The organism is Amycolatopsis sp. PSD-21 (assembly GCF_055561455.1).
Window position 1 is genome coordinate 9,215,723 of record NZ_CM145712.1, and the last position, 24,006, is coordinate 9,239,728.

The 24,006-nt window shown below is 66.8% G+C and carries 28 protein-coding genes and 1 tRNA gene; 13 read left to right on the plus strand and 16 right to left on the minus strand.

What is annotated here, in order from left to right:
• Positions 1–17: 17 nt before the first annotated feature.
• Positions 18–785 (minus strand): DUF4097 family beta strand repeat-containing protein, encoded by a 768-nt coding sequence (locus ACZ1DY_RS43475; protein WP_465483145.1) that lies wholly within the window; start codon positions 783–785, stop codon positions 18–20.
• Between the two features lie 325 nt (positions 786–1,110).
• Here ACZ1DY_RS43475 and ACZ1DY_RS43480 point away from each other — a divergent pair, with 325 nt between their 5' ends.
• The gene (locus ACZ1DY_RS43480) at positions 1,111–1,650 is read left to right on the plus strand and encodes a YbhB/YbcL family Raf kinase inhibitor-like protein (RefSeq protein ID WP_465483146.1); all 540 of its coding nucleotides are present in this window, start codon (positions 1,111–1,113) and stop codon (positions 1,648–1,650) included.
• Positions 1,651–1,831: 181 nt separating this feature from the next.
• On the opposite strand, the gene ACZ1DY_RS43485 is transcribed toward ACZ1DY_RS43480, so the two are convergent.
• From ACZ1DY_RS43485 to ACZ1DY_RS43495, 3 genes are read right to left on the minus strand one after another with little or no spacing between them, the layout of a single operon-like run.
• Entirely contained in the window at positions 1,832–2,266 is a 435-nt protein-coding gene (locus tag ACZ1DY_RS43485; protein ID WP_126736127.1) for a GNAT family N-acetyltransferase, read from the minus strand.
• A 22-nt stretch (positions 2,267–2,288) separates the two neighbouring features.
• Positions 2,289–2,849, minus strand: a complete 561-nt coding sequence (locus tag ACZ1DY_RS43490; protein ID WP_126736128.1) for a TetR/AcrR family transcriptional regulator — start codon at positions 2,847–2,849, stop codon at positions 2,289–2,291.
• A complete protein-coding gene (locus ACZ1DY_RS43495) occupies positions 2,850–3,176 on the minus strand; it encodes a DMT family transporter (RefSeq protein ID WP_465483147.1) in 327 nt (108 codons plus the stop codon).
• A 153-nt stretch (positions 3,177–3,329) separates the two neighbouring features.
• Between ACZ1DY_RS43495 and ACZ1DY_RS43500 the strand changes: the two genes are divergently transcribed.
• From ACZ1DY_RS43500 to ACZ1DY_RS43510, 3 genes are all read left to right on the plus strand, one after another.
• Positions 3,330–5,624 (plus strand): (Fe-S)-binding protein, encoded by a 2,295-nt coding sequence (locus ACZ1DY_RS43500; RefSeq protein WP_465483148.1) that lies wholly within the window; start codon positions 3,330–3,332, stop codon positions 5,622–5,624.
• Positions 5,625–5,778: 154 nt separating this feature from the next.
• On the plus strand, positions 5,779–6,291 hold the full coding sequence (locus tag ACZ1DY_RS43505) for a DUF742 domain-containing protein (protein WP_126736131.1): 513 nt from the start codon (positions 5,779–5,781) through the stop codon (positions 6,289–6,291).
• Between the two features lie 30 nt (positions 6,292–6,321).
• The gene (locus ACZ1DY_RS43510) at positions 6,322–7,305 is read left to right on the plus strand and encodes a cation diffusion facilitator family transporter (RefSeq protein ID WP_465483149.1); all 984 of its coding nucleotides are present in this window, start codon (positions 6,322–6,324) and stop codon (positions 7,303–7,305) included.
• Here ACZ1DY_RS43510 and ACZ1DY_RS43515 read toward each other — a convergent pair.
• Both ACZ1DY_RS43515 and ACZ1DY_RS43520 read right to left on the minus strand, forming a co-directional pair.
• On the minus strand, positions 7,299–7,991 hold the full coding sequence (locus tag ACZ1DY_RS43515) for a CAP domain-containing protein (protein ID WP_465485794.1): 693 nt from the start codon (positions 7,989–7,991) through the stop codon (positions 7,299–7,301). The genes ACZ1DY_RS43510 and ACZ1DY_RS43515 overlap by 7 nt on opposite strands.
• A 121-nt stretch (positions 7,992–8,112) precedes the next feature.
• Positions 8,113–8,571, minus strand: a complete 459-nt coding sequence (locus tag ACZ1DY_RS43520) for a MarR family winged helix-turn-helix transcriptional regulator (RefSeq protein ID WP_257483425.1) — start codon at positions 8,569–8,571, stop codon at positions 8,113–8,115.
• A 73-nt stretch (positions 8,572–8,644) separates the two neighbouring features.
• Between ACZ1DY_RS43520 and ACZ1DY_RS43525 the strand changes: the two genes are divergently transcribed.
• On the plus strand, positions 8,645–9,829 hold the full coding sequence (locus tag ACZ1DY_RS43525; RefSeq protein ID WP_465483150.1) for an FAD-dependent oxidoreductase: 1,185 nt from the start codon (positions 8,645–8,647) through the stop codon (positions 9,827–9,829).
• Here ACZ1DY_RS43525 and dcd read toward each other — a convergent pair.
• Both dcd and ACZ1DY_RS43535 read right to left on the minus strand, forming a co-directional pair.
• Positions 9,826–10,407, minus strand: coding sequence for a dCTP deaminase (gene dcd, locus ACZ1DY_RS43530; RefSeq protein WP_125679521.1), 582 nt, complete (start codon positions 10,405–10,407; stop codon positions 9,826–9,828). The two genes, ACZ1DY_RS43525 and dcd, sit on opposite strands and share 4 nt — an antisense overlap.
• A 13-nt stretch (positions 10,408–10,420) precedes the next feature.
• Positions 10,421–11,626, minus strand: a complete 1,206-nt coding sequence (locus ACZ1DY_RS43535; protein ID WP_465483151.1) for an oxygenase MpaB family protein — start codon at positions 11,624–11,626, stop codon at positions 10,421–10,423.
• Between the two features lie 111 nt (positions 11,627–11,737).
• Here ACZ1DY_RS43535 and ACZ1DY_RS43540 point away from each other — a divergent pair.
• Positions 11,738–11,808, plus strand: a tRNA-Gly gene (locus ACZ1DY_RS43540).
• A 666-nt stretch (positions 11,809–12,474) separates the two neighbouring features.
• Here the strand turns inward: ACZ1DY_RS43540 and ACZ1DY_RS43545 are convergent.
• A complete protein-coding gene (locus tag ACZ1DY_RS43545) occupies positions 12,475–14,535 on the minus strand; it encodes an Lsr2 family DNA-binding protein (protein ID WP_465483152.1) in 2,061 nt (686 codons plus the stop codon).
• A 255-nt stretch (positions 14,536–14,790) separates the two neighbouring features.
• Between ACZ1DY_RS43545 and ACZ1DY_RS43550 the strand changes: the two genes are divergently transcribed.
• Both ACZ1DY_RS43550 and ACZ1DY_RS43555 read left to right on the plus strand, forming a co-directional pair.
• Positions 14,791–15,228, plus strand: a complete 438-nt coding sequence (locus ACZ1DY_RS43550) for a hypothetical protein (RefSeq protein WP_465483153.1) — start codon at positions 14,791–14,793, stop codon at positions 15,226–15,228.
• A gap of 115 nt (positions 15,229–15,343) precedes the next feature.
• Positions 15,344–15,832: a GNAT family N-acetyltransferase gene (locus ACZ1DY_RS43555; protein ID WP_465483154.1), complete on the plus strand. Its 489-nt coding sequence runs from the start codon at positions 15,344–15,346 to the stop codon at positions 15,830–15,832.
• A 1-nt stretch (position 15,833) separates the two neighbouring features.
• On the opposite strand, the gene ACZ1DY_RS43560 is transcribed toward ACZ1DY_RS43555, so the two are convergent.
• Both ACZ1DY_RS43560 and ACZ1DY_RS43565 read right to left on the minus strand, forming a co-directional pair.
• Positions 15,834–16,487 carry a hypothetical protein gene (locus ACZ1DY_RS43560; protein ID WP_126736146.1) on the minus strand — a complete coding sequence of 218 codons (654 nt, stop codon included), beginning with the start codon at positions 16,485–16,487 and terminating at the stop codon, positions 15,834–15,836.
• A 61-nt stretch (positions 16,488–16,548) separates the two neighbouring features.
• On the minus strand, positions 16,549–16,950 hold the full coding sequence (locus tag ACZ1DY_RS43565) for a DUF4279 domain-containing protein (protein WP_378435068.1): 402 nt from the start codon (positions 16,948–16,950) through the stop codon (positions 16,549–16,551).
• Positions 16,951–16,986: 36 nt separating this feature from the next.
• Here ACZ1DY_RS43565 and ACZ1DY_RS43570 point away from each other — a divergent pair, with 36 nt between their 5' ends.
• Positions 16,987–17,379: a pyridoxamine 5'-phosphate oxidase family protein gene (locus ACZ1DY_RS43570; protein ID WP_126736148.1), complete on the plus strand. Its 393-nt coding sequence runs from the start codon at positions 16,987–16,989 to the stop codon at positions 17,377–17,379.
• A 34-nt stretch (positions 17,380–17,413) separates the two neighbouring features.
• A complete protein-coding gene (locus ACZ1DY_RS43575) occupies positions 17,414–17,941 on the plus strand; it encodes a GNAT family N-acetyltransferase (protein WP_257483434.1) in 528 nt (175 codons plus the stop codon).
• On the opposite strand, the gene ACZ1DY_RS43580 is transcribed toward ACZ1DY_RS43575, so the two are convergent.
• The 3 genes from ACZ1DY_RS43580 to ACZ1DY_RS43590 form a co-directional block, all read right to left on the minus strand.
• The gene (locus ACZ1DY_RS43580) at positions 17,938–18,276 is read right to left on the minus strand and encodes an MmcQ/YjbR family DNA-binding protein (RefSeq protein WP_126736150.1); all 339 of its coding nucleotides are present in this window, start codon (positions 18,274–18,276) and stop codon (positions 17,938–17,940) included. The two genes, ACZ1DY_RS43575 and ACZ1DY_RS43580, sit on opposite strands and share 4 nt — an antisense overlap.
• 109 nt (positions 18,277–18,385) lie before the next feature.
• Positions 18,386–20,071, minus strand: a complete 1,686-nt coding sequence (locus ACZ1DY_RS43585; RefSeq protein ID WP_465483155.1) for a bifunctional metallophosphatase/5'-nucleotidase — start codon at positions 20,069–20,071, stop codon at positions 18,386–18,388.
• 83 nt (positions 20,072–20,154) lie between these two features.
• Positions 20,155–20,631: a GNAT family N-acetyltransferase gene (locus tag ACZ1DY_RS43590; RefSeq protein ID WP_126736152.1), complete on the minus strand. Its 477-nt coding sequence runs from the start codon at positions 20,629–20,631 to the stop codon at positions 20,155–20,157.
• A 150-nt stretch (positions 20,632–20,781) separates the two neighbouring features.
• On the opposite strand from ACZ1DY_RS43590, the gene ACZ1DY_RS43595 reads away from it, so the two are divergent.
• A complete protein-coding gene (locus ACZ1DY_RS43595) occupies positions 20,782–21,429 on the plus strand; it encodes a VanZ family protein (RefSeq protein WP_465483156.1) in 648 nt (215 codons plus the stop codon).
• Here the strand turns inward: ACZ1DY_RS43595 and ACZ1DY_RS43600 are convergent.
• The gene (locus ACZ1DY_RS43600; protein ID WP_185927304.1) at positions 21,370–21,546 is read right to left on the minus strand and encodes a hypothetical protein; all 177 of its coding nucleotides are present in this window, start codon (positions 21,544–21,546) and stop codon (positions 21,370–21,372) included. The genes ACZ1DY_RS43595 and ACZ1DY_RS43600 overlap by 60 nt on opposite strands.
• A 96-nt stretch (positions 21,547–21,642) precedes the next feature.
• Entirely contained in the window at positions 21,643–22,296 is a 654-nt protein-coding gene (locus ACZ1DY_RS43605) for a class I SAM-dependent methyltransferase (RefSeq protein WP_465483157.1), read from the minus strand.
• 28 nt (positions 22,297–22,324) lie between these two features.
• Between ACZ1DY_RS43605 and mug the strand changes: the two genes are divergently transcribed.
• On the plus strand, positions 22,325–22,876 hold the full coding sequence (gene mug, locus ACZ1DY_RS43610) for a G/U mismatch-specific DNA glycosylase (protein ID WP_465483158.1): 552 nt from the start codon (positions 22,325–22,327) through the stop codon (positions 22,874–22,876).
• 282 nt (positions 22,877–23,158) lie between these two features.
• Positions 23,159–23,959, plus strand: a complete 801-nt coding sequence (locus ACZ1DY_RS43615) for a response regulator transcription factor (protein ID WP_126736156.1) — start codon at positions 23,159–23,161, stop codon at positions 23,957–23,959.
• Positions 23,960–24,006: the final 47 nt, after the last annotated feature.

A 24,006-nucleotide genomic window follows, 5' to 3' on the forward strand; every position in this document is an offset into this window, starting at 1 on the left:
TTCCCCCGATATATCCGTCAGGCCGCTTTGACCTTGACGCTTCCGCTGTCGGTGTTGAGATCGAGCTTGTGCTGGGCCGAACCGGACTGGTTCACGTCGATGTCGCGACTGCCACTGCCGGTGGTGCCGGTGACGTTGTACTCGCCGGCCGGGACGGTGACCTCGACCGAACCGCTGTCGGTCTGCGCGGCGACGTCGGCGCCCTTGACCAGTTCGAGTTCGATGCGGCCGCTGTCGGTGCGGGCCTCGACGTTGCCGCCGAGCCGTTCCCCCTTGATGGCTCCGGAAGCGGCCTGCACGGTGACGGCCTGGCCGATGTTCGCCAGTTCGACGCGGCCCGCGTCGGACCGCACCTTCACCGTGCCCGGCACATCCGCGACGGAAACCTCGCCGGAGTCCACCGTGACGTCCACAGTGGACACCCCGGCGACGTCGAGTGCCCCCGAATCCAGCTTGCCGGAGACCGGGACGCCCACCGGGACCACCACGTCGTAACGAACCTCGCAGGTGGTGCCGCAGTCGGCGAGGACCAAGGTGTCGCCTTCCACGCGGAACGAGTCGCCCGGCTTGTTCCAGCGGTACTCGAACTCCTGGTGGATCCGGACCGGCCCCTCGCCGGTGCGGATCTTGACCCGGCCCTCGTCGTTGTCGATCCGCACGCTGCGGATCGGCTGGGTGACCTCCGAGGTGGCCTCCGCGTCGGACGGCCACCACCAGCCGAGGCCGGTGAGGACACCGACGCCGATCAACGCGATGCCTCCGATCGCGAGGAGTGGGCGCGCCATGGTCTTGAGTCCCTCCAGAGCAGGTTTTCGTGTAACTCGACGCTAAGGGCAGCGCGGCGGGTTGGACATAGGGGTAACCCCCGGATTCGTCCCTGATCCCGCGCCAGGGCTCTAGGGGTCCTAGGCGCTGTCCGGCAAGTCGTGTTCGCGGTCTTCGCGCCCAGGCGGCCCCTGACGGCACGGGCGGATGCGGCCGAGTACGACCCGGTACGAGGCCGATCCGCCCGCACCGCCAGGAACCGCCTGGATCCCGAAGCCCATCGAACAGACTCGCCGGACAGCGCCTAGCCTGGCTCCGTCATCTGTTCGACGATCAGGAGGACGCATGCCGCAGGCACCCGATCCGTACGAATTCCTGCCCGATCTGCCTGCCTTCACCTTGAGCAGCACCGATATCGAGGAAGGCGGCTTCCTGCCGACGCCCCAGCTTTCCGGGATCTTCGGCGCGGGCGGCGAGGACCGTTCCCCGCAGCTGTCGTGGGACGGCTTCCCCGATGGGACCAAGAGTTTCGCCGTGACGTGCTACGACCCCGACGCCCCGACGGCGAGCGGGTTCTGGCACTGGGCGGTCTTCAACATCCCGGCGTCGGTGACGGCGCTGGCCGCGAACGCGGGCGACGAGACGGGTTCCGGTCTGCCGGAGGGCGCTGTCACCCTGAAGGGGGACGGCGGCGTGAAGCGGTTCCTCGGCGCCGCCCCGCCGCCCGGGCACGGGCCGCACCGGTACATCTTCACGGTGCACGCGGTCGACGTCGAAAAGCTGGAAGTCGGCGAAGACGCTACGCCGGCCTTCCTCGGCTTCAACCTCTTCAGCCACGCCATCGCCCGGGCATCGCTGACGGCCCTGCACGAGAACAAGGGCTGAACCGGCTTTCCGTGAAGGCCTCCTTGAGGGACTCTGGGTCCCTCAAGGAGGCCTTCACGGACTTGGGCGCTCAGTGGCGACGCTCGCTACTAGACCGGACCAAGGTGATGTTGCGAAAGCCACGTTCGCAACGTTGAAGGTTGCGAACGTGGCTTTCACAACGTCGGCGGAGTGGTCCTCGCTAGACCTGCCCGTTCGCCCGGCTCCGCTCCATGTACTGCCCGTCGGGCGGGTCACCGAAGCCGAACCGCCGGTACAGCCCGTGCGCGTCGGCGGTGTGGAGCATCCACCGGAACTCCGCGCCCGGCCCGTTGTCGATCATCTCCCGGACCAGCTCCTTGCCGAGCCCCGCGCCGCGCGCCTCGCCGACGACGAAGACGTCCGCGAGATAAGCACTGCCGATGGTGTCCGAGAACGCCCGCGCGAACCCGACCAGCCTGCCGCTCGAAGTCTCGTACGCGCCGACGACCCGCCACGCGTTCCGGAAGACCTTCTCGACCTGTTCGCGGTCTCGCCACTTGCCCCAGTAGACCTCGGTGGACAGGTGCTTCCACACCACGTCGAGGTCCAGCCGTGCCGGGTCGTCGTCCAGTTCGTAAGCGCCGACAGTCCTCATGATCCGAACGCTACCCAGCAGGTCAACGAGGTTTCAGCAGGTAGTCCACCACCGGCCGCAGTTCGTCGGCGGACGGCGGTTCGTCGTCGATGAGGCCCTGGATGAGCAGGCCGTCGATCCCGGCCAGGAACACCCGGAACGCGACCTCGTCGTCGTGCCGGACCATCGAGGTCAGCACGTCCAGCCAGCGCCGGGCGGCGGGCCGCAGCTCCGGTTTGCGCGCGGCCAGCAGGTACAGCTCGTACTCCGCCATCGTCCGCCCGCGGCGCGGGCCCAGCGCCTCCGCGAGCAGCCCGGCGACCTCTTCCGCGCCGCGGCTGCCGCGCGAGCGGGCGCGGTCGATCATCCAGTAGACCTCGGTCGCCATATCCCTCGCGCACGAGATGAGGGTGGCGATCAGCAGGTCGTCGAGGCTGGAGAAGTGATAGGTGGTCGACGCCGTCGGCACGCCCGCCTCGGCGGCGACCGTCCGGTGGGTGACGCCGGCGACGCCATCCCTTTCGATCACCCGCAGTGCGGCCGCGATGATCTCCTCGCGCCGCTTCTCGCCCCTGGCCTTCCGGCCGTCGACCTGGATCTTCACTTAGTGCGCGCCTCCTGCCTCGATCAGCACGACACCGCCGATCACCAGCACCAGCCCGGCGATCACGGAGAGGTTGACGGGTTCCTTGAAGAAGACGATGCCGACGGCCGCCACCAGCGCGACCCCGGCCGCGGCCCAGATCGCGTACGCGACGCTCACCGGCACGCCCGCCTTCAGCACATACGCCAGCGCGACGAACGCGACGACGTACCCGGCCACGACGACGATCGACGGCCCCACCTTGCTGAAACCCTCGGAAAGTTTCAACGAGACCGTGGCGGTTACCTCAGCGGCGATGGCCAAAGCGAGGAGAAGGTACGCACCCATGTCACAAAAACTACCTGGACGATCGTCTTAAAACCAAGAGAGGCGTACACCACATCGGTGGGACTTGGGCGCGGTCAGTGGGTTACCCATCAGTAAGAAGCATTAGTCTGCCCGAACCACCACACGCTTCACTCGGACGAAAGGCACCCGACGATGGGCGCTGTACAGCTGACGCTCGGCGGGATCGCGGTCCTGCTCGGCGTCGTCGCCTGGGGAATGTTCTTCGCGACCATCGCCCGCTTCGTGCGGGTGATCCGCCTCGGTCAGCCGGACGCGACCCGCAACGGCCCATTCATCCCGCGGATGAAGACCTTGATCAAGGAATTCGCCGCGCACACCCGGATGAACAAGATCCGCAGCGTCGGCGCCGCGCACTGGCTCGTCATGTGGGGCTTCCTGCTCGGGTCGCTCGCCCTGTTCGAGGCGTACGGCGAAGTCTTCGTCCCCACCTGGGGCTGGCCGATCCTCGACGACTGGTCGCTGTTCCAGCTGCTCATGGAGGTGCTCGGGGTCGGCACCATCGTCGGCGCCCTGGTGCTGATCGGGATCCGCCAGAAGAACCACCCGCGCCGCGCCGACCGGCAGTCCCGGTTCCAGGGCTCGAACTTCAAGTGGGCGTACTTCATCGAGGCCGTCGTGCTCATCGAGGGCATCGGCATCATCGGTGTCCGCGCCGCGAAATCCGCGATGAACGTCCACGAAACCCCGATCTGGGCGGCGTTCGTCTCGCACCCGATCGGTGAGCTGCTGCCGGCCAGCCCGAACCTGGTCTCGGTGTTCGCCTTCGTCAAGCTGATGAGTGCCACGATCTGGCTGTTCGTCATCGCACGCACGATGACGATGGGTATCGCCTGGCACCGGTTCAGCGCCTTCTTCAACATCTACTTCAAGCGCGAGGCCGACGGCGGCGTCGCGCTGGGCGCGCTCAAGCCGATGATGAGCAACGGCAAGGTGCTCGACCTCGAAGAGGCGGACCCGGACGAGGACACCTTCGGCGTCGGCAAGATCGAGGACTTCAGCTGGAAGGGCTGGCTGGACTTCTCCACCTGCACCGAATGCGGCCGCTGCCAGTCGCAGTGCCCCGCGTGGAACACCGGCAAGCCGCTCTCGCCGAAGCTGCTCATCACACAGCTTCGCGACCACGCCTACGCGAAGGCGCCGTACCTGCTCGCGGGCGGAAAGCGCGACATGGCGGGCGACGAGGTCGGTCTGTCCGGTGACAACATGTACGCGGGCATCGACGTCCTCGCGATCGCCGAGTCACAGAAGGCCCTCATCGGCGACGACGGTGGCGTGATCGACCCCGAAGTGCTGTGGTCCTGCACCTCCTGCGGCGCGTGCGTCGAGCAGTGCCCGGTGGACATCGAGCACGTCGACCACATCGTCGACATGCGCCGCTACCAGGTGATGATCGAGTCCGCGTTCCCCAGCGAGCTCAACGGGATGTTCAAGAACCTGGAGAACAAGGGCAACCCGTGGGGCCAGAACGCCAAGGACCGGCTCGCCTGGACCGAGGACCTGGACTTCGAGGTGCCGGTGTTCGACGGCGACCTCGGCGACACCGAGTACCTCTTCTGGGTCGGCTGCGCCGGCGCGTTCGAGGACCGCGCGAAGAAGACCACGCGCGCCGTCGCGGAGCTGCTGCACATCGCGGGCGTCAAGTACACCGTGCTCGGCTCGGAGGAGTCCTGCACCGGTGACCCGGCCCGCCGCGCGGGCAACGAGTTCCTCTTCCAGATGCTGGCGCAGCAGAACGTCGAGATCCTCAACTCGGTGTTCGAGGGCCGCGAACGCAAGGCGCGCAAGGTGGTCGTCACCTGTGCCCACTGTTTCAACACCCTCGCGAACGAGTACCCGGAGCTGGGCGGCCAGTTCGACGTCGTGCACCACACGCAGCTGCTCAACCGCCTGGTGCGGGAGAAGCACCTGACCCCGGTGGCCCCGGTCGCCGAGGACGTCACCTACCACGACCCGTGCTACCTGGGCCGCCACAACAAGGTCTACGACGCTCCGCGTGAGCTCGTCGGCGCTTCGGGCGCGCAGCTGCGCGAAATGCCGCGGCACGGCGACCGCTCGATGTGCTGTGGCGCCGGTGGCGCGCGGATGTGGATGGAAGAGAAGATCGGCAAGCGGATCAACGTCGAGCGCGTCGACGAAGCGCTCGGCACCGCACCGTCGAAGATCGCGACCGGCTGCCCGTTCTGCCGCGTGATGCTCACCGACGGCGTCACCGCGCGCCAGAGCGACGGGCAGGCGAGCGAGAAGGTCGAGGTCGTCGACGTCGCCCAGCTGCTGCTGACCGCCGTCAAGCGGAAGCCGGAGCCGCAACTGGTCCCGGCGGGGGCGCCCTCTTTGGACGCCGTCTCGGACGCCGAACTCGACGGAAAGGCCGACGTGCCCACCGACGAAACGGCCACCGGAACCCCGCTGCCGGAGGAAGACAAGTAGAACGTCACAACCGGAGGGGACATTCTCTCGCACATAATGCGAGAGAATGTTCCCTCTTGTTTTATGCCGTCCGGGTCATTCGGTCCCGTTACCCGTTCGGCGGTACACCGTGGCGATAGGCTGCAGCGGATCCGAAAAAAGGGGCGAGGAATCGATGGGCAACCGGCACGAACTCCGTTCGGTCAAGGAACACCGGCTCGCGATGCCGGGGTCGCCGACCGTTCGCCCGCCCGCCCGCGTCCCTTCGTCCGCGGCATTCGCCAGGATGGCCCAGGAAGCGACCATCCCCAGCATCCCGGCCGCCCGGCGGCCGCCGCGGCAGGAACGCCGTCGCACGCGCGTCCGCCCGTACGTCCGCACGGGCGGACGCACACAGTCCAAACGGAACTTCGCCATCGAAGCGATGATTTCCGTCCGGAACGACGCGCCATGGAACGCGCCGGGGTTCAGCGTCGAATTCCATTCCGTGAGATCGTTGTGCCGTCGTCCGACTTCGGTCGCCGAAGTAGCCGCGTCGCTATGCGTTCCACTCGGCGTCGCAAAGGTCCTTTTGGGTGATATGGCGGAACTCGGTTTGGTCACCGTTCATGAAACGCAGGCTGAATTCGACGGTCATCCGGCACTCGCCTTGATGGAACGCGTCCTGCAGGGTTTGCGTCGCCTGTGAGATCGGCGCACTCGCACTACGCTACGCGAGGTGAGTGAAGAATCCGGTGACGAAAGCACCCTGACGGTGGTGCTGGCGGGTGGGGTCAACCTCGCCATCGCCGTGCTGAAACTGATCGCCGGGATCATCACCGGCTCCGGCGCGATGCTGTCGGAAGCCGCGCACTCGGTGGCCGACACGATCACCGAAGTACTCCTGCTGACCGCGCTGAAACGGTCGGACCGGCCGGCCGACCGCGTCCACCCGTTCGGCTACGGCAAGGAGCGGTACTTCTGGTCGTTGCTCGCGGCGGTGTCGATCTTCGCCTCGGGCGCGATGTTCGCGCTCTACGAAGGCTTTTCGACGGTTTTCGGCGAGGAGACCGAGCAGACCGACCCGATCGTCGGCTACGTCGTCCTCGCGATCGCGTTCGCCCTCGAATCCGTCTCGTGGTTCCAGGCCGTGCGGCAGGTGCGCCGCGATGCCGCGGAATCGGGCCAGAAGGTCTCGGTCTATCTGCGGATGATCGACGATCCGGCGCCGAAGACCGTGCTGTTCGAGGACTCGGCCGCGCTGATCGGCCTGCTGCTCGCGTTCGCCGGGATCGGGCTGCACCAGCTCACCGGCTCGCACGTCTGGGACGGCGCGGCGTCGATCGCGATCGGTGTCCTGCTCGCGCTGGTCGCCTACCTGCTCGGCCGCACCAACCGCGGCCTGCTGATCGGCAGGCAGGCGGATCCGAGGCTGGTGCGCGCGGTGCGCGACCACCTGAGGAAGGAGCCCGAGATCGAGGCCGTCGTCGACCTGCAGACCATGCTGATGGGCACCGATCAGGTGCTCGTGTGCGCCCGCGTCGACTTCGACGACGCGCTCGGCGCCGCGGAGGTCGAACGCGCCTGCGTCCGGATGGCGACCGAACTGACCGAGACGTTCGGCGACGTCACCGAGGTGTTCATCGAACCCGTTCCGCGCACGGACGCCGAACTGCGCGCCGCCGTGCTCGCCCGCTACGGCGACTGGGACAAGGGTCAGTAGCCGAAGTTCTGCGTCCAGTACATGCCCTTGGTGTTGACGCCGACGCCGATCTTCTTCAGCTTGCAGTTGAGGATGTTCGCGCGGTGGCCCTCGGAGTTCATCCAGGCGTCCATCACCTTGGCGGCGTTCGACTGGCCCTTGGCGATGTTCTCGGCGCCGGGCTTGTCGTAGCCGGCGGCGCGGATGCGCTGGTCGAACGTGACGCCTTCCGGTGTGGTGTGCGAGAAGTAGTTGCGGGCGGACATGTCGTCGCTGTGGCCCTGCGCGGCGGCGGCGAGGTGGGACTCGTTGCTCACCGGCGAGCAGCCCGCGTCGGCGCGCTCGGCGTTGACCAGGTCGATGACCTGCCCGGCGAGCGAGCTGTCCTGCGAACGGGGCGGTTCCGGCGCCTTGCTCGGAGTGTGCTTGGGGGCCTCGGAGGACTGGGCGGGCGGCTCGGCCGCGGCGGAGGACGAGCTGGGCGGCGCGGAGGAAGACGTCGGCGCGGCCGAAGACGACGTGGGGGCAGACGGCTCTGGCGCGGGACCGCCGGGCGCCGGGGCGGACGTCTGGCCGAAGTAGGCGGGAGGCTTGGCGAGCGCGTCCCCGGGCCTGCCCTTGGTGTCGGGCACGCTCAACGAGAGGTTGCTCAGCGCGGTGCCCTGGAACCGATCGGTCACCATCAGGTAGCTCGCGCTGGCGATCACCCCGCCCAGCAGCACACTGAGCGTGACCAGCAGTAACCGGCTTCGTGTTCTATTGGGGGACACGGGGCCGAAATTTATCACGAACCGGTTACGGCAATACCCCCGAAAGTAGTAATACCGGTCAGCGGCCGAGGCGACCCGTGGAGTCGTGCGTGATCGCCGTCGCGTCGGCGAGGAACCGGATCACCGTCTCCAGTTCCCCGTCCGTGTAGTTCTCGCAGGCCTCACGGACCGACTTCACCAGGTGATCCCACAGGGGCGCGGCCGAGGCCATCATCGCCCCGTCGATCTCGATGAGCACCTTTCGCCGATCCTCGGGATGCGGCTTCCGGGCGACGATCCGCTTGCTCTCGAGCCTGTCGATGAGCGCGGTGATCGACGCGGGCGCGAGCCCCGAAAGGTGTGACAGCGCCTTGGGCGTCTGCGGTCCGAAGCGGGCGAGGTAGTCGGTCACCTTGCTTTCGACGGCCGAAAGGCCGCGCTGCTCCGCGATCGCCGTGTGGAACATGACCGTCTCCGTCGACAGCGCGCGTGACCCGCTGAGGACCCGCTCGATCAGCTCCGCTCGCTCGCTTGACACGTCGGCCAGCCTAGCGGAGTCTTTAGTTCGACAGAACGAATTAGTTTCTAAGATATTCGGTGGGGTGAACGACATGGCGAAGGTACTGATCGCCGGCGGGGGTATCGCGGGCACGATCACGGCGATCGCACTGCACGAGACGGGCCACGAGCCGGTGATCCACGAGGCGTACGACCGGAGCGCGGAAGGAGTCGGCGCGTTCCTGACCCTCGCGGTGAACGGTCTCGACGCGCTGAGCCCGATCGGACTGAAAAGCCTGGTCAAGGGCCTGGGATTCGACACGCCGCGGATCAAGATGCGGCTGGGCGACGGCCGCGAACTGGCCGACCTCGCACTCGGCGAACCGCTCGAGGACGGCACCGTGAGCCAGACCGTGCTGCGCTCCGACCTCTACATCGGGCTTCGCGACGAAGCCGTCGGACGCGGCATCGAGATCCGCTACGGCAAGCGTTTGGCTGACGCGCGCGAGACCGCTTCGGGCGTCCTCGCGACCTTCGAGGACGGCTCGTCGGCCGAAGGCGACCTGCTGATCGGCGCGGACGGGCTCCGCTCGCGGGTGCGGACGATCATCGACCCGGGGGCGCCGTCACCGCGCTACGTGCCCTTGCTGAACACCGGCGGACTGGCCGAGGGCCTGCGGCTGGACGACGAACCCGGCGTCATGCACATGACGTTCGGCAAGCGGCTGTTCTTCGCCCACATCGTCCACCCGGACGGGGCCGTCTGGTGGTTCGCGAACGTGCCCCGGAAGCGTGAGCCGTCTCCGGCCGAGCTCGCCGTGTCGCCCACCTGGCGAGAGGACCTGATCCGGCAGCTGGCGGTGGACCGCACCCCCGCCGCCGAGATCGTGCGCGCGACGCGGGAGATCTACCGGCCGTGGGCGACGTACGACTTCCCGAGCGTGCCGACCTGGCGCACGGACCGGATGGTCGTCATCGGTGACGCCGCCCACGCGACGTCACCGGCGGCGGGGCAAGGCGCCGCGATGGCCATCGAGGACGCCGTCACGCTGGCGCGATGCCTGCGTGACGTGCCCTCGATTCCCCAGGCGCTCGCCACCTACGAGGGACTGCGACGCGAGCGCGTCGAAGCCGTCGTCGAGCGCGGCAAGCGCAACGGTGACGACAAGGCGGTCGGGCCCGTCGGACGGGTGATCCGGGACTTCTTCCTCACGCGGGCGTTCAAGAACCTGCCGGAGGAGGATCCGAACGCCTTCATGTGGCGGCACCGGATCGACTGGGAAGCCCCGGTGGCTTAGCGCCAGGTGTCGACGCGGTGGAAGTTCTTGTACGCACGGCTCGGGGTCGGCCCTCGCTGACCCTGGTAGCGCGAGCCGGCCTCGTTCGAGCCGTACGGGAACTCCGCCGCGCTGGACAGGCGGAAGATGCAGAGCTGGCCGATCTTCATCCCTGGCCAGAGCGTGATCGGCAGGTTCGCCACGTTCGACAGCTCGAGGGTGATGTGGCCGGAGAAGCCAGGGTCGATGAAGCCCGCGGTGGAGTGCGTGAGCAGCCCGAGGCGGCCGAGGGAGGACTTGCCCTCCAGGCGGCCGGCGAGATCGTCGGCGAGCGTGACGGTCTCGTAGGTGGAGCCGAGGACGAACTCGCCCGGGTGGAGGACGAAGGGGTCTTCGCCCTCCTTCTCGACCAGCGAGGTCAGCTCATCCTGCTGAAGCTGCGGGTCGATATGCGTGTACTTGCTGTTGTCGAACACGCGGAAGTAGCGGTCGAGGCGCACGTCGATGCTCGACGGCTGGACCATGGTCGGGTCGAACGGGTCGACGCCGAGACGGCCTGCGTCGAGCTCTTTACGGAGGTCACGGTCGCTGAGGAGCACGCGATCAGCGTAGTCAAGCGGCCTTCATGTGCCTGCCGTAGGTCGGGTCGAGCCCGAACACCTTGGTGACCTGCCGCAGGTAGTGGCGTCGCCCGGCGGCCCCGAGCAGCTCCTGGAGCGCCGTCGCGCCGGGCACCACCCGCCGGACCGTCTCGGCGGCGAAGTTGACGCCCGCCGCCGCGACCACGGCCGCCTGCGCGATCGGGTCATCGGGCAGCTCCAGGAAGTCGGCGTTGGCCTTGCCCAGCAGGAGCCTGCTGATCGCCCCGTGCCCGGCGACCGACACGTGCGCGAGGACCTTGCCGAGCGCGCCCCGGCCCTCGCCGATCCCGGCGTGGGATTTCATCAGCGCCGCGGCGAGCCGTTTGGAATCGTCGTCCGGGATGAACTCGGTGGTGGCGAGCAGCCACAGCAGACGCCAGGCGTCGTCCTCGCCGGCGGGCAGGAGTTCCTCGTCGACGCCCATCAGCCAGCCGACGTAACGCCAAAGGTGGAGGATGTCGGCGCGCTCGCGGGCGCTGTAGCGAAGCCCGAGCAGCTGCGTGCCGAAGACGTAGACGAGCGAGAAGAGCAGGAGCGTGCCCGCGGTCTGGACCTGGTTGACCGGCTTGTCCCAAGCGGCGTAATCCCAGTCCTTGCGGCGGTTCATGGCCGCGCGGACGTGCGCGTGCACGATCCGCACCCGCAACGCGGACTCGTACCCGCGCCCGCCGGGCACCAGCGCGCCCGGCGTCGTGACATGGATCCACCACGTCGCCGTCTCGACGAGCCGCCGCGCCGCCTTGTACTCGATCTCGCCGGTGCCGACGAGCGCCTTCGTGGCGCGCGATGCGAGATAGCCGCCCATCAGCGAAACGTCGCCGAGCGGGAAGAGGCCGAGCAACCCGGCGCGCGTGATCGCCCGCGCTCCGCTGTTGAGGCGATCCGGGTCGACCCAGTACGGCGTCGCCTCGACGTCGCGGAAGAAGGCTTCGAGCTCCTCCGGCGGACTCTCGACACTGTCGATGCCTTGCCGCAGCGCCTGTTCGAACTCGGGTTGCGCGCCCTTCCGCAGCAACGGCACCAGCACGTCGGCCGCCGGGTCCTCTCGCTGCGCGAACCGCCGCAACCGGGCCACCTGGCGCTCGTCGCCCCTGATGTCGCCCTCGATGAACAACCTCGACGCGACGCGGAAGCCGCCTTGACGGAACAGTTCGGGATCAGGCAGCCGCTCGCCCATCCGGATCACCTCCGAGGTCGACAACAAGTGTTGTCACTTTCGAGGGCGACGTCAAGGATGGGGTGGGGCTTGGCAAGGGGAGATCCGGACCATGTATGCTGGCGGCGCACTGCGGATGTAGTTCAATGGTAGAACATCAGCTTCCCAAGCTGAATACGCGGGTTCGATTCCCGTCATCCGCTCTCATGCGAAAGCCCCAGGTCAGTGGATGTCCACTTAAGACCTGGGGCTTTCGCTTTGCCCGGCTGATCTTCCGGCTGGACCATTAGCCGACCTGGACCGGCGGCCGTCCCCATGTTCATCGTCGGTAGCCGTGCCGTTGCGGTCGACGAGCTGGACAACCGGTCCACGATCTGCACGTCGGCCTCACTGGCACGACCGTCGGCAGATGAACACCGCCCACGTCTTGTGCGCCATGAAGTCTTTGGTCGACGTGCCCACCTTCGACCGGCGTGCCGCAGGTCGTGGAGGTGCAGGCCTTTGGGCCCCGTCTTCGCCATGACCTCCGTCCATTGACCCACCGACTGACGTTCGGTCGACGTACCGGTTGCCAACCCCGACAGGGCAACGCCACCGACGGGACTATGGAGGAGAACGGCCAGATCGCCCGGTCCACCTGACCACGTAGCCGCGGTCACCGCGTATCCCTCGCTGCTCGGCGCCCAAAACCGCGTCGCCCATATCGAGGCGCCGAAGTGTGCTTTGATACGGAAAGCCGACACCAGAAGCAACAGCGGCCCCCCATCATCCTGGTAGCCACCGTCGTTCTTACCTACCTCGACCAGCTGGCGACCGTTAGGCTGGACGTCAAGAGGCTTCTATTCCTTTCAAAGGTAATACGTCATACTTCAGCCACCTTTGTGAGCATCACGATATCGGCGAATCAGTGCGCCGGAAAGACGCCCCTTCTCACTCACACGCATGCCCTGCTCTTGCGCCCAGCGGCGAACAGCGACGGAGTCGACATCAGATCGAGAAGCACCCGCCGACGCCGCATTGCCAAGTGAAATTTTTCGACGTCGCGCCACTTCTTGTCGCGCTATGTGAAAACCAGAGGGGGCAGACCTGCCACTCAGAGAACGCGCAACCGCCTCCAGCCTCAGGGCAACCGTAGCGGGATCTTCCGATGACACGTAGTTGCCGCGACCCGCATCCTTTACAGCCCCCACCAGAGGTGACGACAGAAAAGTCAGTGCGGTTTCGATTTCAGCGAGCCCGGTGGTGAGGCCGTCACTACCCAGAAGGAGCCAGAGCTCACGGGCGCTCAGTTCGCCTTCGCTCGCGGCGATATGACTCGAATCATGTGCACATTCCCACAGTTTGAGGACAACTCGCTGCAACACTCCCAGGCTATCGGACATCTCATTGCGTGCATCGCGTACGGCAGTTTTATCGCCTTCGGCAAGGGCGCTTGTGAATCGAGAAGCTGACAGAGGGAAATTTCCCTGCAGAACTAGCCATTCCGCAAGCTCTCTCGCTTCGAGGAGAGTCACACCTCGCCGCTTCGCACGATCCGGCAGACGGCCGCCGAAACTCGGCCCGACCACAACAACGTGATCGGCGCCATTCTTTCGCTGATGCTCTTCCAAATTCTCGAAGCTCACAGCGCGTTCCTCGACCACGCCCGAGCCGGCAGTCTTCGCCTCGACCATGACCGTCCTGGTCGTACCCGCCTGGAGCCAGGCCTCAATCAGCACATCGGTCGCGCCCGAGCCACCGACGTGCTGCGACTTGAAACCCAAGTTCTCGAACGCCTGAGCCACGGTGATCTCAAATTCTCGATGGCGAGTCGGGTCCTGCGACAAATCCATGAGTAACTCAGCTAGCTTCTCGCGCCGTTCAGTCCCCACAGGCCCACTGGCGAAACTGTCTTCGTCCGCATCCGCCGCCGCGTCGTTCACGAGCTTGAGAGCAGCTGCTTCACTCAACAGCGGAATAGTCTCCACAAATGCCCGACCAAATGAATTGACCCGATAAATTGCATGACCCATTCTATCCACGAGCTCTGCACTATGCAGCAATCGGAGACGTTGTGCCACCTCATTAGTAGACAACGCGTCAAATCCATACCGCCGCGAAAGGTCGCGGGAAATTGTCGAATTTCCTTTTGTCTCGTCTACGACCGTCAAAATCTCGCCGACAGCAAGGAATTGAATGTGAAACAGGCGCACAAGGTTAATCGGGGAATCGGATTCGACCCATTCCCGGGTAACGGAGGTCACCGTGAAGCTATCCGGGCCGACCTGTTCGATCAGTCCAGCCGCCCTCAGCGTATTGAACGCCATGTCGGCTGACGAATTGGAGATATCGAAAGCTTCCCTGTATTCGCTCAGCAGCTCATCCCTCGACTTCGGCAAGTCAGCCGAACTGACCATCTGGAGAATTGATCCGACGGCGTCACTCCCAGGCACATAACTAATTGATCGCTTTCTGTCAGCCAAAGAGTGCGAGGTCAACCGTGCCAGCGCTTCGGAAATCTCTGGTCCCGGCTCCGGTACTTCCTCCGGAAGATCAGCCCCTCCATCACGAAGCCGGTTGATGTCGCCAGGTTCAGCGACTTCCATGCAGGACGCCATCGCGGAACCGGAGTCCGTTATGACGAGATGATTATTGCTCCACAGATCAACAAGGCCAGCGGCACGAAGCCAGTTGGTCCGACGCCGGATCTGATCCAGGGTGTTCCACTGCATTCCGTACCGCTTGTTTGCAACCTTTCGCAGTTGATCATGGGTAAGTGGTTCATCAAGCTCGGCCAGTATCTCGCCGATGAAACGGATATTGGCATGCAGGATCCAGATGAGGTCCTCGGGTGTTCCGTCGCTCAGCCATGACTTCGCCGACTCGGACAATGCACCCAGCCTGCCTGCCGATCTGACCAAAAGGCCTGATGATCCGAGCGTTCGGGTCACTGCTCGCAACGTGAACGTCTCATTGGTGTCAGGCCAGCGGCAGTTCTCGTCGAGGGCGACGCCGCTTGCGATTTGCGTTAGCGCGAAGCGCAACCGTGGGATACATTGCTCGACCGAGCCAGGAACCCAGGCCATCGATCCCGCTCGATGAGCCCACGATCGTGGACGCGGCCGACCGAAGTCCTCGGAACCTTCATCTGGTGAGCTCGCTGACGTCAGCAGGGTCGGCACGGGAATCGACCCTACTCGAGTGACATGCGACATGCGGTCTTTTCCACAGCGTGTTCTGGGATTTGTACTCGTGCCCGAACGGGGCCGTCGAAACCCGGCGCAGATATCACGACATTCCGCCGACGGCAGAGCGCGGTCTGGCCGTTCGGCCCTGGACCGTACACCATCATTTTCGCGGAGACGGGCAACGAATGCGGCGCGATCGGGCTGCATCTCGACGCGTCCACCGGCGAGCCGCTGAGGTTCATCAGCCCGGGACGATTCCGGACATTTTCGCTCGAGTTCCCCGGGGTTCTCTGTGCGCAGAACGGCGAGCCTAGCCGGTGGCTGACGACGTTGCTGGAGGATGGTGAGCTGCGCGTCTTCGATCAGCGTGTGGTCCACGGCAGGATCGACGGAATCGCCGCCGACTTGCCGCAGGGGACACGAGTCGAGCGGGAGTCCGGCTCGACGAAGCTCTAGATCGGTTGGGGCCTGACGGTGACCGGTCTGGTGCGGGGATTTCGGCGTCGTCCGGCGGCGGTATCGGAATCGCCGGACCGGTTTTTGATTTCCCACCGTTGTTACCGTGCCAGGTATGGAGATCCGGCAGTTCACCGAAGACGACTGGCCGCAGGTCTGGCCGATCGTGCGCGAAGTCGTGCAGGCCGCGGACACCTACACCTACGACCCGGACCTCACCGAGGACGACGCCCGCCGGACGTGGGTCGAGAAGCCGCCCGGCCGGACGGTGGTCGCGGTCGAGGACGGCCGCGTGCTCGGAACGGCCAAGATGGGGCCGAACCGCGGCGGACCCGGGTCGCATGTGGCGACGGCCAGTTTCATGGTGGACAAGGACTTGCGCGGCAAGGGGGTCGGGAGCGCGTTGTGCGCGAACGCCCTGGAGTGGGCCAGGGGACAGGGTTTCGCGGGGATGCAGTTCAACGCGGTCGCCGAGTCGAACGTCGCCGGGATCCGGATCTACGAACGGCTCGGGTTCGAGATCGTCGGGACGGTGCCGGGCGCGTTCGAGCACCCGACGCTGGGGCGCATCGGGTTGCACGTCATGTACTGCGACCTGAGCTGAGTCAGCCTTCGACGAGTTCCCAAGGCGCGTCGGCGCTCGGCCGGTCGTACACCTGGCCGGGCGCGGCGCTCAGTACCAGGGCGACGTCCGGGTACAGCGTGACGGCGTGCTCCATTTCGAGGGCTTCGACCTCGAAATCCTCGTTCTCCGGCACCTGAAAACCGACGAGCAGCCAGCTGCCGTCGGCCTCGCGGACGACCTGGCGCACGGCGCGGGCCGGGGCGGCCGGGTCGGTGGAGATCTCGGCGAGTTCGGTGCTCACCTGGACTTCTTCCAGCGGCGACCCCGGATGCGTCCACGCGGCGAGGCGGGCGGCGCGTACCAGGAGGTCTTCCTCGTCGTCGTCCGAGTCGGCGACCGAACTCAGCAGCCACGAGCGCCGCTCCGGATCCCAGTCGGCGGCCATGCCGGTGGGGAGGCCGGCGAGCGCGGCGAGTTCGGGGATGAGCTCCACCGCTTCCCGCAGCGGCAGCGCGCCGAACGCGTCCTTGTTCATCTCCATGTCCTCGGAGAACTCGTTGCCGTCGCTGATGAACCAGTCACCGTCGTCGTCCAGTACGACGAACGCGAGGTTCGACGGATCCTCCACCAGCGACCGGGAGATGATCACCGGCGACTCGGGATCCTGACTCAACGGCCAGTTCTCGCTCGACATGCTGGGCTCCCAACGGGGTTGTCCGGCTGCAGGGCACCATCCCACCACGACCGGCGGAAGCTCATTCGCTGAGGTCGTACTCGTCGACGTCGAGCGCGGCGGCGGCTTCGGTGAGGAAAGCGAGCACGGCGGGCGAGAGGTGCCAGCCGAACTCCTCGCCGCCGTCACGGTGATGGAAGTAGCGGACCACTTGCAGCACCGCGCTGGCCCCTTCGTCCACCAGCTTCCGGATCTCCGGGCGGACCGGGGCGAGCCTGCCGATCACGCTCTCGATCTGGTCGTCGACCGGCTCCGAACCGCGATGCGTCACCTTCCAGGCGTGCATCCGCGGCAACCGGTGCTCGGCGGACCGCGAACCCAGTACCAGGACCTCGTCGGGCTCCATGCCGAGCCGCGCGGTGATCTCCGCGGCGGACACGGTTTCGCTCTTCAAGGCGAAGTAGCAGTACTGGTGGACCTTCATACGCCCGGCACCCTAGCTTTCGGGCAGGCTGACCAGGTGAAACGTGATCAATCGCTTATCGAACGGCTCGCGCGGGAGCGCAACGCCTGGTTGTGCACGCTCCGCGTGGACGGATCGCCGCACGTCACGCCGGTGTGGTTCGTCTACCTCGACGACGTCTTCTGGATCGGCAGCGGCGAGCGGAACGTGAAGGTGCGCAACATCGGCAACGATCCGCGTGTCAGCATCGCGCTGGAAGACGGCGACGCGCCCGCTGTCGCCGAAGGCTCCGCACGCGTCCATCGCGGAACCCTGCGCGAAGACGTTCTCGCGGCCCTGTCGGCGAAGTACGACGGCTGGGCGGCCGGCGTGGAGATCGAGCCGTTCGGCGCCAGGGTGCTGCTGGAAGTGCCCGTTAAGCGGTGGCTGCTCGCGGGGGTCGCCCAATAGTCTGGAAAGTCCGATACCGATCTTGGGATGGACGATGCTGACCGGTGAACTGATCCGCTTGCGCCCGCTGGAACCCGAGGACGCGGACACGCTGTGGCGCTGGCACAACGACCCGGAGGTCACCCGCTGGCTGGTCGCCGACCACCCGGAATCCCTCGCGCAGATCCGCGAACGCTTTGCCAACCGGAAGCCGAACAGCTTCAGCCAGGTGGACTTCGCGATCGAGAGCCTCGCCGTCGGCACGCTGATCGGCACCTGCACCCTGCGTGACGCCACGCCGGAGAGCGGCCGCGCGGAACTCGACATCTACCTCGGCGAGAAGGACCACTGGGGCGGCGGCTACGGCACCGACGCCATGCGCACGCTCTGCCGCTACGGCTTCGACGTGATGCGGCTGCACATGATCGCGCTGTGGGTCGTGGTCGGCAACGAGGCCGCGATCCACGTCTACAAGAAGCTCGGGTTCCAGGTTGACGGCAGGCATCGGCAGTCGTTCCGCGGCCGGGACGGCCAGTGGCACGACGAGTACCTGATGAGCCTCATCGAAGGGGAACTCCGCTAGTCGTTCAGTCCTTTCGTGAGCCTGGCGGGTGCCTTCATCCGCCAGGCCTCCTCGATGAGTTCGCGCAGCTGCGTCTTCTCGACCTTGTCCAGGTCGACGAGGATCGCGCCGTAGCCGTCGTAATGCGGCGTGGTGAAGTACGCGGGGTCGCCGGAGGCCAGCAGCGCCTCCTTCTCCGCGTGCTCGCACAGCAGCATCAGCCCGCCCTCGGCCTCGGTGCGCAGCCGGGCGAAGCTCTTGCCCGCGACCTTGAGCGACGGCGTGCGGTACGAAGTGGACTCCTCGACCTCGGGCAGCCTGCCCGCCAGTTCCACGACTTCTTCCCAGGTCGTCATGGCGGCCATTGTGCCCTGGGTCACTGACAAAACCACCCCGCAGCTGTCAGGAAAGGGTCGTTCAGGACGAAAAACGTCAGGAACGACCCTTTCATGACACTCGCGGGGGCTACGGCAGGGCGGTGATCCGGTCCGCGGGCGGCGGCGCGATGCCCGGGTGCGCCCCGAAGTACGCGATCAGCGCGTCCAGGTCCACCGGACCACCCGACAGATTGGTCCCCTTCGTGAACTCGGTGAAGCCGTCCCCGCCGGCGGCGAGGAAGTTGTTCACCGAAACGCGGTACGACGCCGCCGGGTCGATCGGCGTGCCGTCCAGCGTCAGGTTCGAGACGCGTGCTCCCTGGGCCGCCGACGCCGAGTACGAGTACTTCAGCGACTTCGAGATCTGCAGGATCCGCACGACGCCGTTGGCCTGCCACTGCTGTTCGAGCACATTCTTCAGATCCGCCCCGGTGAGCGTGATCGTCTGCATGATGTTCGCGAACGGCTGCACGGCGAACGCCTCGCCGTAGGTCACGACACCGTCGCCCTCGCCGGCGGGCGACGACGCGTAGGTGAAGTCCGTGCGGATACCGCCCGGGTTCGTCATGGCGATCTGCGCGCCGTTCGACTTCGTGGCTTCGAGCTGGGCGTCCGCGATGACGTCGCCGAGCGGCGATTCCCCGGAGGGGGCCCCCTTGGCGGTCAGGTCCGCGGTGATGGTGCCGACGGCCTTGTTCGCGATCGGCGCGGCCTTCGTCTTGGCCTCGTCGATCAGGTCCTGCACGTCGCGATCCGGATCGACGTCGCGGGTGACGATCTGGTTGTGCGCCTTGGTTTCACCACGCACGACATCGAGGGTGCGGCGGTCGATCTTCAGGTCGACGACCGACAGCAGACGACCGAACGACGCACCCTGGATCACCGGGCGCGGTTTGCCGTCGGGGTCGTTGATGACGCAGTTGTACTGCTGGTGGCTGTGCCCGGTGAAGATGGCGTCCACTGTGGACGTCACCTTCTGCGCGATAGCGGTCGCCGCGCCCGGTTTGACCTTGCATTCGTCGGGACCGGCGGTCTCGGAGTTGTCGCCCTGGTGCAGCAGTACGACCTGCGCCTTGACCCCGAACAGGTCGAGCAGCTTGGCGGTGCGATCGATGGCCTGGACCTCTTCGCCGAACTTCAGGCCCTTGATCGCCTCCGGGGTGACGACCTGCGGCAGATCCTTCAGCGTCGCGCCGATGACGCCGATCGGGACGCCGCCGGAGAACTCGATGCTGAACGGCAGCAGCGCCGGGAAGCCGTTCTCGTAGTACACATTGGACCCGAGGAAGGGGAAGTTCGCGCCCTTGAAGGACTCGCGGAACTGGCAGCCGTCGGTCGGATGGCAGCCGCCGTGCTGCATCCGGCGGAGTTCCTTGAGTCCTTCGTCGAATTCGTGGTTGCCCACCACGGAAGCCTCGACCCCGAGCCGGTTCAGCAGTTCGACGGTCGGCTCGTCGTGGAACAGCGCCGAGATCACCGGCGACGCGCCGATGCTGTCACCTGCCGACAGGACGACAGAGTTACGCACTTCGCCGCGAAGCTTCTTCAGGTGCGTCGCGAGGTAGGCGGCACCGCCCGCATTGACGGTTTTGCCGTCGGGGAGCGTGACACGGCCGCTCGAACCGGACGGCGGTTCGAGGTTGCCGTGCAGGTCGTTGAAGGTGATCAGCCGGACGTCGGTGGTCGCCGACGTGGCGGACGCGGGCGCGGCGACGGCGGCCAGCGCGGTCAGCGCGGCACCGGCGACCACGGCCAGCCGGGTAGAGAGTTTCATGCTTCCTCCGATTCGCACGGCGGAGGAGTCTGCCTTGCGGATTTGACCTTCACCAGGGGAGAAAGCATGACGATAGGCAAACGTCACATGGCGACAGGCAGATAGAGACGCTCACGCCGCCGGGTGACGTCGTTCGGCATCGGCTCCAGTTCCCCCGTCGCGATGAAGCCGAGTTTCAAATACAGGCGCCGCGCGTGGTCGTTGTCCTCCGCGACGTGCAGCCACACCTCGCGCGCGCCGTCCTCCTCGGCGGCGGACCGCACTTCATCCATCAGCCTGGTGCCCAACCCCCGGCGGCGGGCTTCGGGCGCGACCCACATCGAGTAGAGGATCCAGCCGTCGTCCCGCGCCCGCCCGGCGACGAGACCCACCGGACGCCCGTCGTCGAAGGCGGCGAACCAGGCGTCTCCGGCCAGCTTCGCGAGCCACTCCTCGTCGGACTGCGCGCGTTCGGCCGCGGCGATCGAGCCGTAGTTCTCGGGCGTGTCCGTCAGGGCACGAAGGCGGATCTCACGGAAGACGTCGAGGTCCGCGGGGATGAGCCGTCGCACGAGCACCATCCGGGCAGAATCCCACGTCCACCGGCGGAGCAGGGAACGAATATCGCCGATCGGCCAAGATCGGGGTCGGCCACTCGGCCGATCCGGCCCCGCCGGCGGCGGCCCTTCGACCGAAGTGGCCGCACCCGCCTGATCCATAACGTCGTGACCATGACGAACGCACAGGTCACCGCCCTGCAGTACGGCTTGATCGCCTTCTTCGCGCTCTGGGCGACGGTGCTGATCCCGCAGCTGATCGTCCTGCACGCGCGGCACGGCCGGGTGCGGCTTCGTCCCGTCCTGACCACGGCCGCCGTGCTGCTCTACGCCACCATGACCCTGGCGGTGACGTTCTTGCCGCTGCCCGGCCCCGGTGTCAAACGGCTGAGCCAGACCGTGCAGCTGAACCCGTTCCAGTGGGTCGCCGACATCCACACCGAACTGCTCAAGCACGGGCTGCCGATGGCCGACTGGTTCACCACCCAGACCTTCCAGCAGGCCACCATGAACGTGCTGCTGTTCGTCCCGCTCGGCTTCTTCGCCAGGACACTGTGGAAGCGCGGCCTCATCGGCACGACACTGATCGGGCTCGCCGCGTCGCTGCTGATCGAGATCACGCAGCTGACCGCGAACTTCGGCACCGCGCCCTACGTCTACCGGATCTTCGACGTCGACGACCTGCTCAACAACACCGGCGGCGCGATGCTCGGCTGGATCGCCGGGGCGCTGCTGCTCAGCCTCGTGCGGAAGCCCGCTCCCTCAACGGTCGAGATGCAGCCGCCGCGTGGCGAGCGGATCGACCTCGCCGAGGTCCGCTAGCCTCGCCTGCCGTCGCTGGGCCGCGCGCCGCGCGGCCCGCCGGTCTTCCGCGATCACCAGCACGGTGGCCACCACGAAGATCAACGCGACCAGGCCGAGGATGAGCGAGAGCTGCAAAACGCCTCCTCGATACGACCTTGTGTGCGAGATCACAAACAGTACGCACATCGTGGTGAGTTGACCACCCCTTGAGACGAAAGTGGGTGTCCCAGGTCACGCGGGGGTCGCCGAGAACCAGGTGCGGTCGTCGGCACACCAGCGCTCGAAGACCAGACCCGCCCTGGTCAGTGCGCCGTTCAGCGCCTCGGCGTCCAGCCGTCGGCAGGTGAAGGGCTGGCTCCAGGACCGGTCCGCCGCCGAGTACCGCACGACGGCCGACAGCAGGTCGCCGTCGCGGACGACCTGGTCGAGCCGGACGCCGACCCGGCCGAGCGTGCCGCCCTGGCCATCGCGCACCGACTCGAACCACTCCGGCGGATGCCATTCGACGAGCACCCGGCCACCGGGCGCGACATGGGCTCGAGCGGCGGACAGGAAAGCCTCGCGATCGACCGCGGAGGCGGTGTTGACCAGGTGACTGCCCAGCAGTACCGCGTCGAAGACCCGGTCGAGCCGCAGTTCCTCGATCTTCGAACACACCTTGTCCGCGCGGACGTCGGCGAGCATCTCCGGCGAGTCGTCCACCGCGACCACCGGATGCCCCAGGTCCAGCAGCGCGTGCGTGATCCGCCCGACGCCGCTGCCGAGCTCCAGGATCGAGGCGCCTTCCGGGATCGCCGCGTGCACGATCCCGGGCTCGTCGCCGGGCGGCAGCAGCCGGTACACCTCGACCGGGCAGCCGTCGGCCGTGAACGCCCCCTCATCCATACCCGCCAGCGTGCCGGAAACTGGCGGGGTGAGGACGAAACCGAGCAAGGAAGAGCTGGCCGCCGCCTACGGCAAGACCATCGACGACGTCATCGCGCCCGATCTGGACGTGCTGTTCTGCGGGATCAACCCCGGTCTCTACTCGGGCGCGCTCGGCCTGCACTTCGCCAGGCCGGGGAACCGGTTCTGGCCCGCGCTGCACCGCGGCGGCTTCACCCCGCGCCTGCTCGATCCCAGCGAACAGCACGAACTGCTCGGCCTGGGCCTGGGCATCACGAACGTCGTCGCGCGGACGACGGCACGGGCCGACGAGCTGACCGCGGACGAGTTCCGCGAAGGCGGGCGCCTCCTCACGGCGAGGGTCGCCGAATACCGGCCACGCTGGCTCGCCGTGGTCGGGATCACGGCCTTCCGGACGGCGTTCGGCCTGCCGAAGGCGAAGGTCGGCCCGCAGGAGGGCGAGATCGGCGGGGCACGGGTCTGGGTCCTGCCCAATCCCAGCGGGCTGAACGCACATTGGACCGCCGCGGCGCTCGGAGACGAATTCGGCCGCCTTCGCGCCGAAGTCCACTCTGAGTAGTGAACGTGTCAACTTCCGCCCTCGGCGCGCTCATTCGAGCCAGAGATCCACAACCAGCCGATACGCAGAGTTTGCCGCGACGGGGCGATACATCTATGAGGGGGATATCGCGTCACGTGCTCCGGCCTACTGACTCGTAATAGTTACGAGGTGTCATCTCTGTCCGGTCCCGCAGGGGGGACCGGTTGACGAGGGTGACCACGCCGGGGGGCGGTGGTCACCGAATGGACTCGCGAGTCCTCTCGTCCGGAGATGGCGGGCAGGAAAACGGAGGGGTCCGTGATGCGAAGCATCGAGCCGAACCGAACGCAGGCCGGCAGGCCTGGTGGACTGTCGCCAGGCGGCCGCGGACTCGGCGTGGCCGCCGTCGATCCGATCCCGATCTTCTGCGAGGGCCTGAGCTCACTGGTCCACCGCACACCGGGCCTGCAGTGGCTCGGGCACGCGGCGAGCCATCACGCGGCGCTCCAGCTGTGCGAACAGCTCAAACCGGACGTCATCGTGCTGGATTCGGCGCTCGACCCGAACTGCCATCTGTCCCGTCTGCTCAGCGGCGGAGACCCGGCGCTGGTCATCATCACGATGATCCGGGACACCAACCGCACCCAGCAGTACCTCGCCGCGGCGATCGCGGCGGGCGTGCACGCGATCGTGCCGCGGGCGACCGACGGGCGGCACCTCGCCGAGGCGATCCGGCGCGCGCACAGCGACCGCCGCTACATCGACCCGACGCTGGCGGCGCTGACCGCGCGGCCGAAACGCCAGCCCGTGCTCCCCAAGCCGGGCGACGCCCCCAAACCGGCGACCGCGCGCGGCCTGATGCCACTGTCCCGCCGCGAGTACCAGGTCCTGCAGCTGGTGGCGGAGGGGCTGGAGAACTCCGGGATCGCGAAGATCCTGTTCCTGTCCGTGGAAACGGTGCGGACGCACGTCAAGAGCATCTTGCGCAAGCTTTCCGCCCGCGACCGGACACACGCGGTGACGATCGCGTTCCGCTCCGGCATCCTGGTCGCGAACCCGGACGACGGGCACACCCCCGCCGAGACGCCGGCGGCCGCTTCGATCGCGCCGTCATCCCGCTGAACCGCGCCGAGACCCCCGTATTGCTGATTTACACATCACAACAGTGG

Coding starts and splice junctions, on each gene's coding strand:
- ACZ1DY_RS43475 (WP_465483145.1), bottom strand. CDS start 785: ATGGCGCGCCCACTCCTCGCGATCGGAGGCATCGCGTTGATCGGCGTC.
- ACZ1DY_RS43480 (WP_465483146.1), top strand. CDS start 1,111: ATGCCGCAGGCACCCGATCCGTACGAATTCCTGCCCGATCTGCCTGCC.
- ACZ1DY_RS43485 (WP_126736127.1), bottom strand. CDS start 2,266: ATGAGGACTGTCGGCGCTTACGAACTGGACGACGACCCGGCACGGCTG.
- ACZ1DY_RS43495 (WP_465483147.1), bottom strand. CDS start 3,176: ATGGGTGCGTACCTTCTCCTCGCTTTGGCCATCGCCGCTGAGGTAACC.
- ACZ1DY_RS43500 (WP_465483148.1), top strand. CDS start 3,330: ATGGGCGCTGTACAGCTGACGCTCGGCGGGATCGCGGTCCTGCTCGGC.
- ACZ1DY_RS43505 (WP_126736131.1), top strand. CDS start 5,779: ATGGGCAACCGGCACGAACTCCGTTCGGTCAAGGAACACCGGCTCGCG.
- ACZ1DY_RS43525 (WP_465483150.1), top strand. CDS start 8,645: ATGGCGAAGGTACTGATCGCCGGCGGGGGTATCGCGGGCACGATCACG.
- ACZ1DY_RS43535 (WP_465483151.1), bottom strand. CDS start 11,626: ATGGGCGAGCGGCTGCCTGATCCCGAACTGTTCCGTCAAGGCGGCTTC.
- ACZ1DY_RS43550 (WP_465483153.1), top strand. CDS start 14,791: ATGCGACATGCGGTCTTTTCCACAGCGTGTTCTGGGATTTGTACTCGT.
- ACZ1DY_RS43555 (WP_465483154.1), top strand. CDS start 15,344: ATGGAGATCCGGCAGTTCACCGAAGACGACTGGCCGCAGGTCTGGCCG.
- ACZ1DY_RS43560 (WP_126736146.1), bottom strand. CDS start 16,487: ATGTCGAGCGAGAACTGGCCGTTGAGTCAGGATCCCGAGTCGCCGGTG.
- ACZ1DY_RS43565 (WP_378435068.1), bottom strand. CDS start 16,950: ATGAAGGTCCACCAGTACTGCTACTTCGCCTTGAAGAGCGAAACCGTG.
- ACZ1DY_RS43575 (WP_257483434.1), top strand. CDS start 17,414: ATGCTGACCGGTGAACTGATCCGCTTGCGCCCGCTGGAACCCGAGGAC.
- ACZ1DY_RS43580 (WP_126736150.1), bottom strand. CDS start 18,276: ATGACGACCTGGGAAGAAGTCGTGGAACTGGCGGGCAGGCTGCCCGAG.
- ACZ1DY_RS43585 (WP_465483155.1), bottom strand. CDS start 20,071: ATGAAACTCTCTACCCGGCTGGCCGTGGTCGCCGGTGCCGCGCTGACC.
- ACZ1DY_RS43590 (WP_126736152.1), bottom strand. CDS start 20,631: ATGGTGCTCGTGCGACGGCTCATCCCCGCGGACCTCGACGTCTTCCGT.
- ACZ1DY_RS43595 (WP_465483156.1), top strand. CDS start 20,782: ATGACGAACGCACAGGTCACCGCCCTGCAGTACGGCTTGATCGCCTTC.
- ACZ1DY_RS43605 (WP_465483157.1), bottom strand. CDS start 22,296: ATGGATGAGGGGGCGTTCACGGCCGACGGCTGCCCGGTCGAGGTGTAC.
- ACZ1DY_RS43615 (WP_126736156.1), top strand. CDS start 23,159: ATGCGAAGCATCGAGCCGAACCGAACGCAGGCCGGCAGGCCTGGTGGA.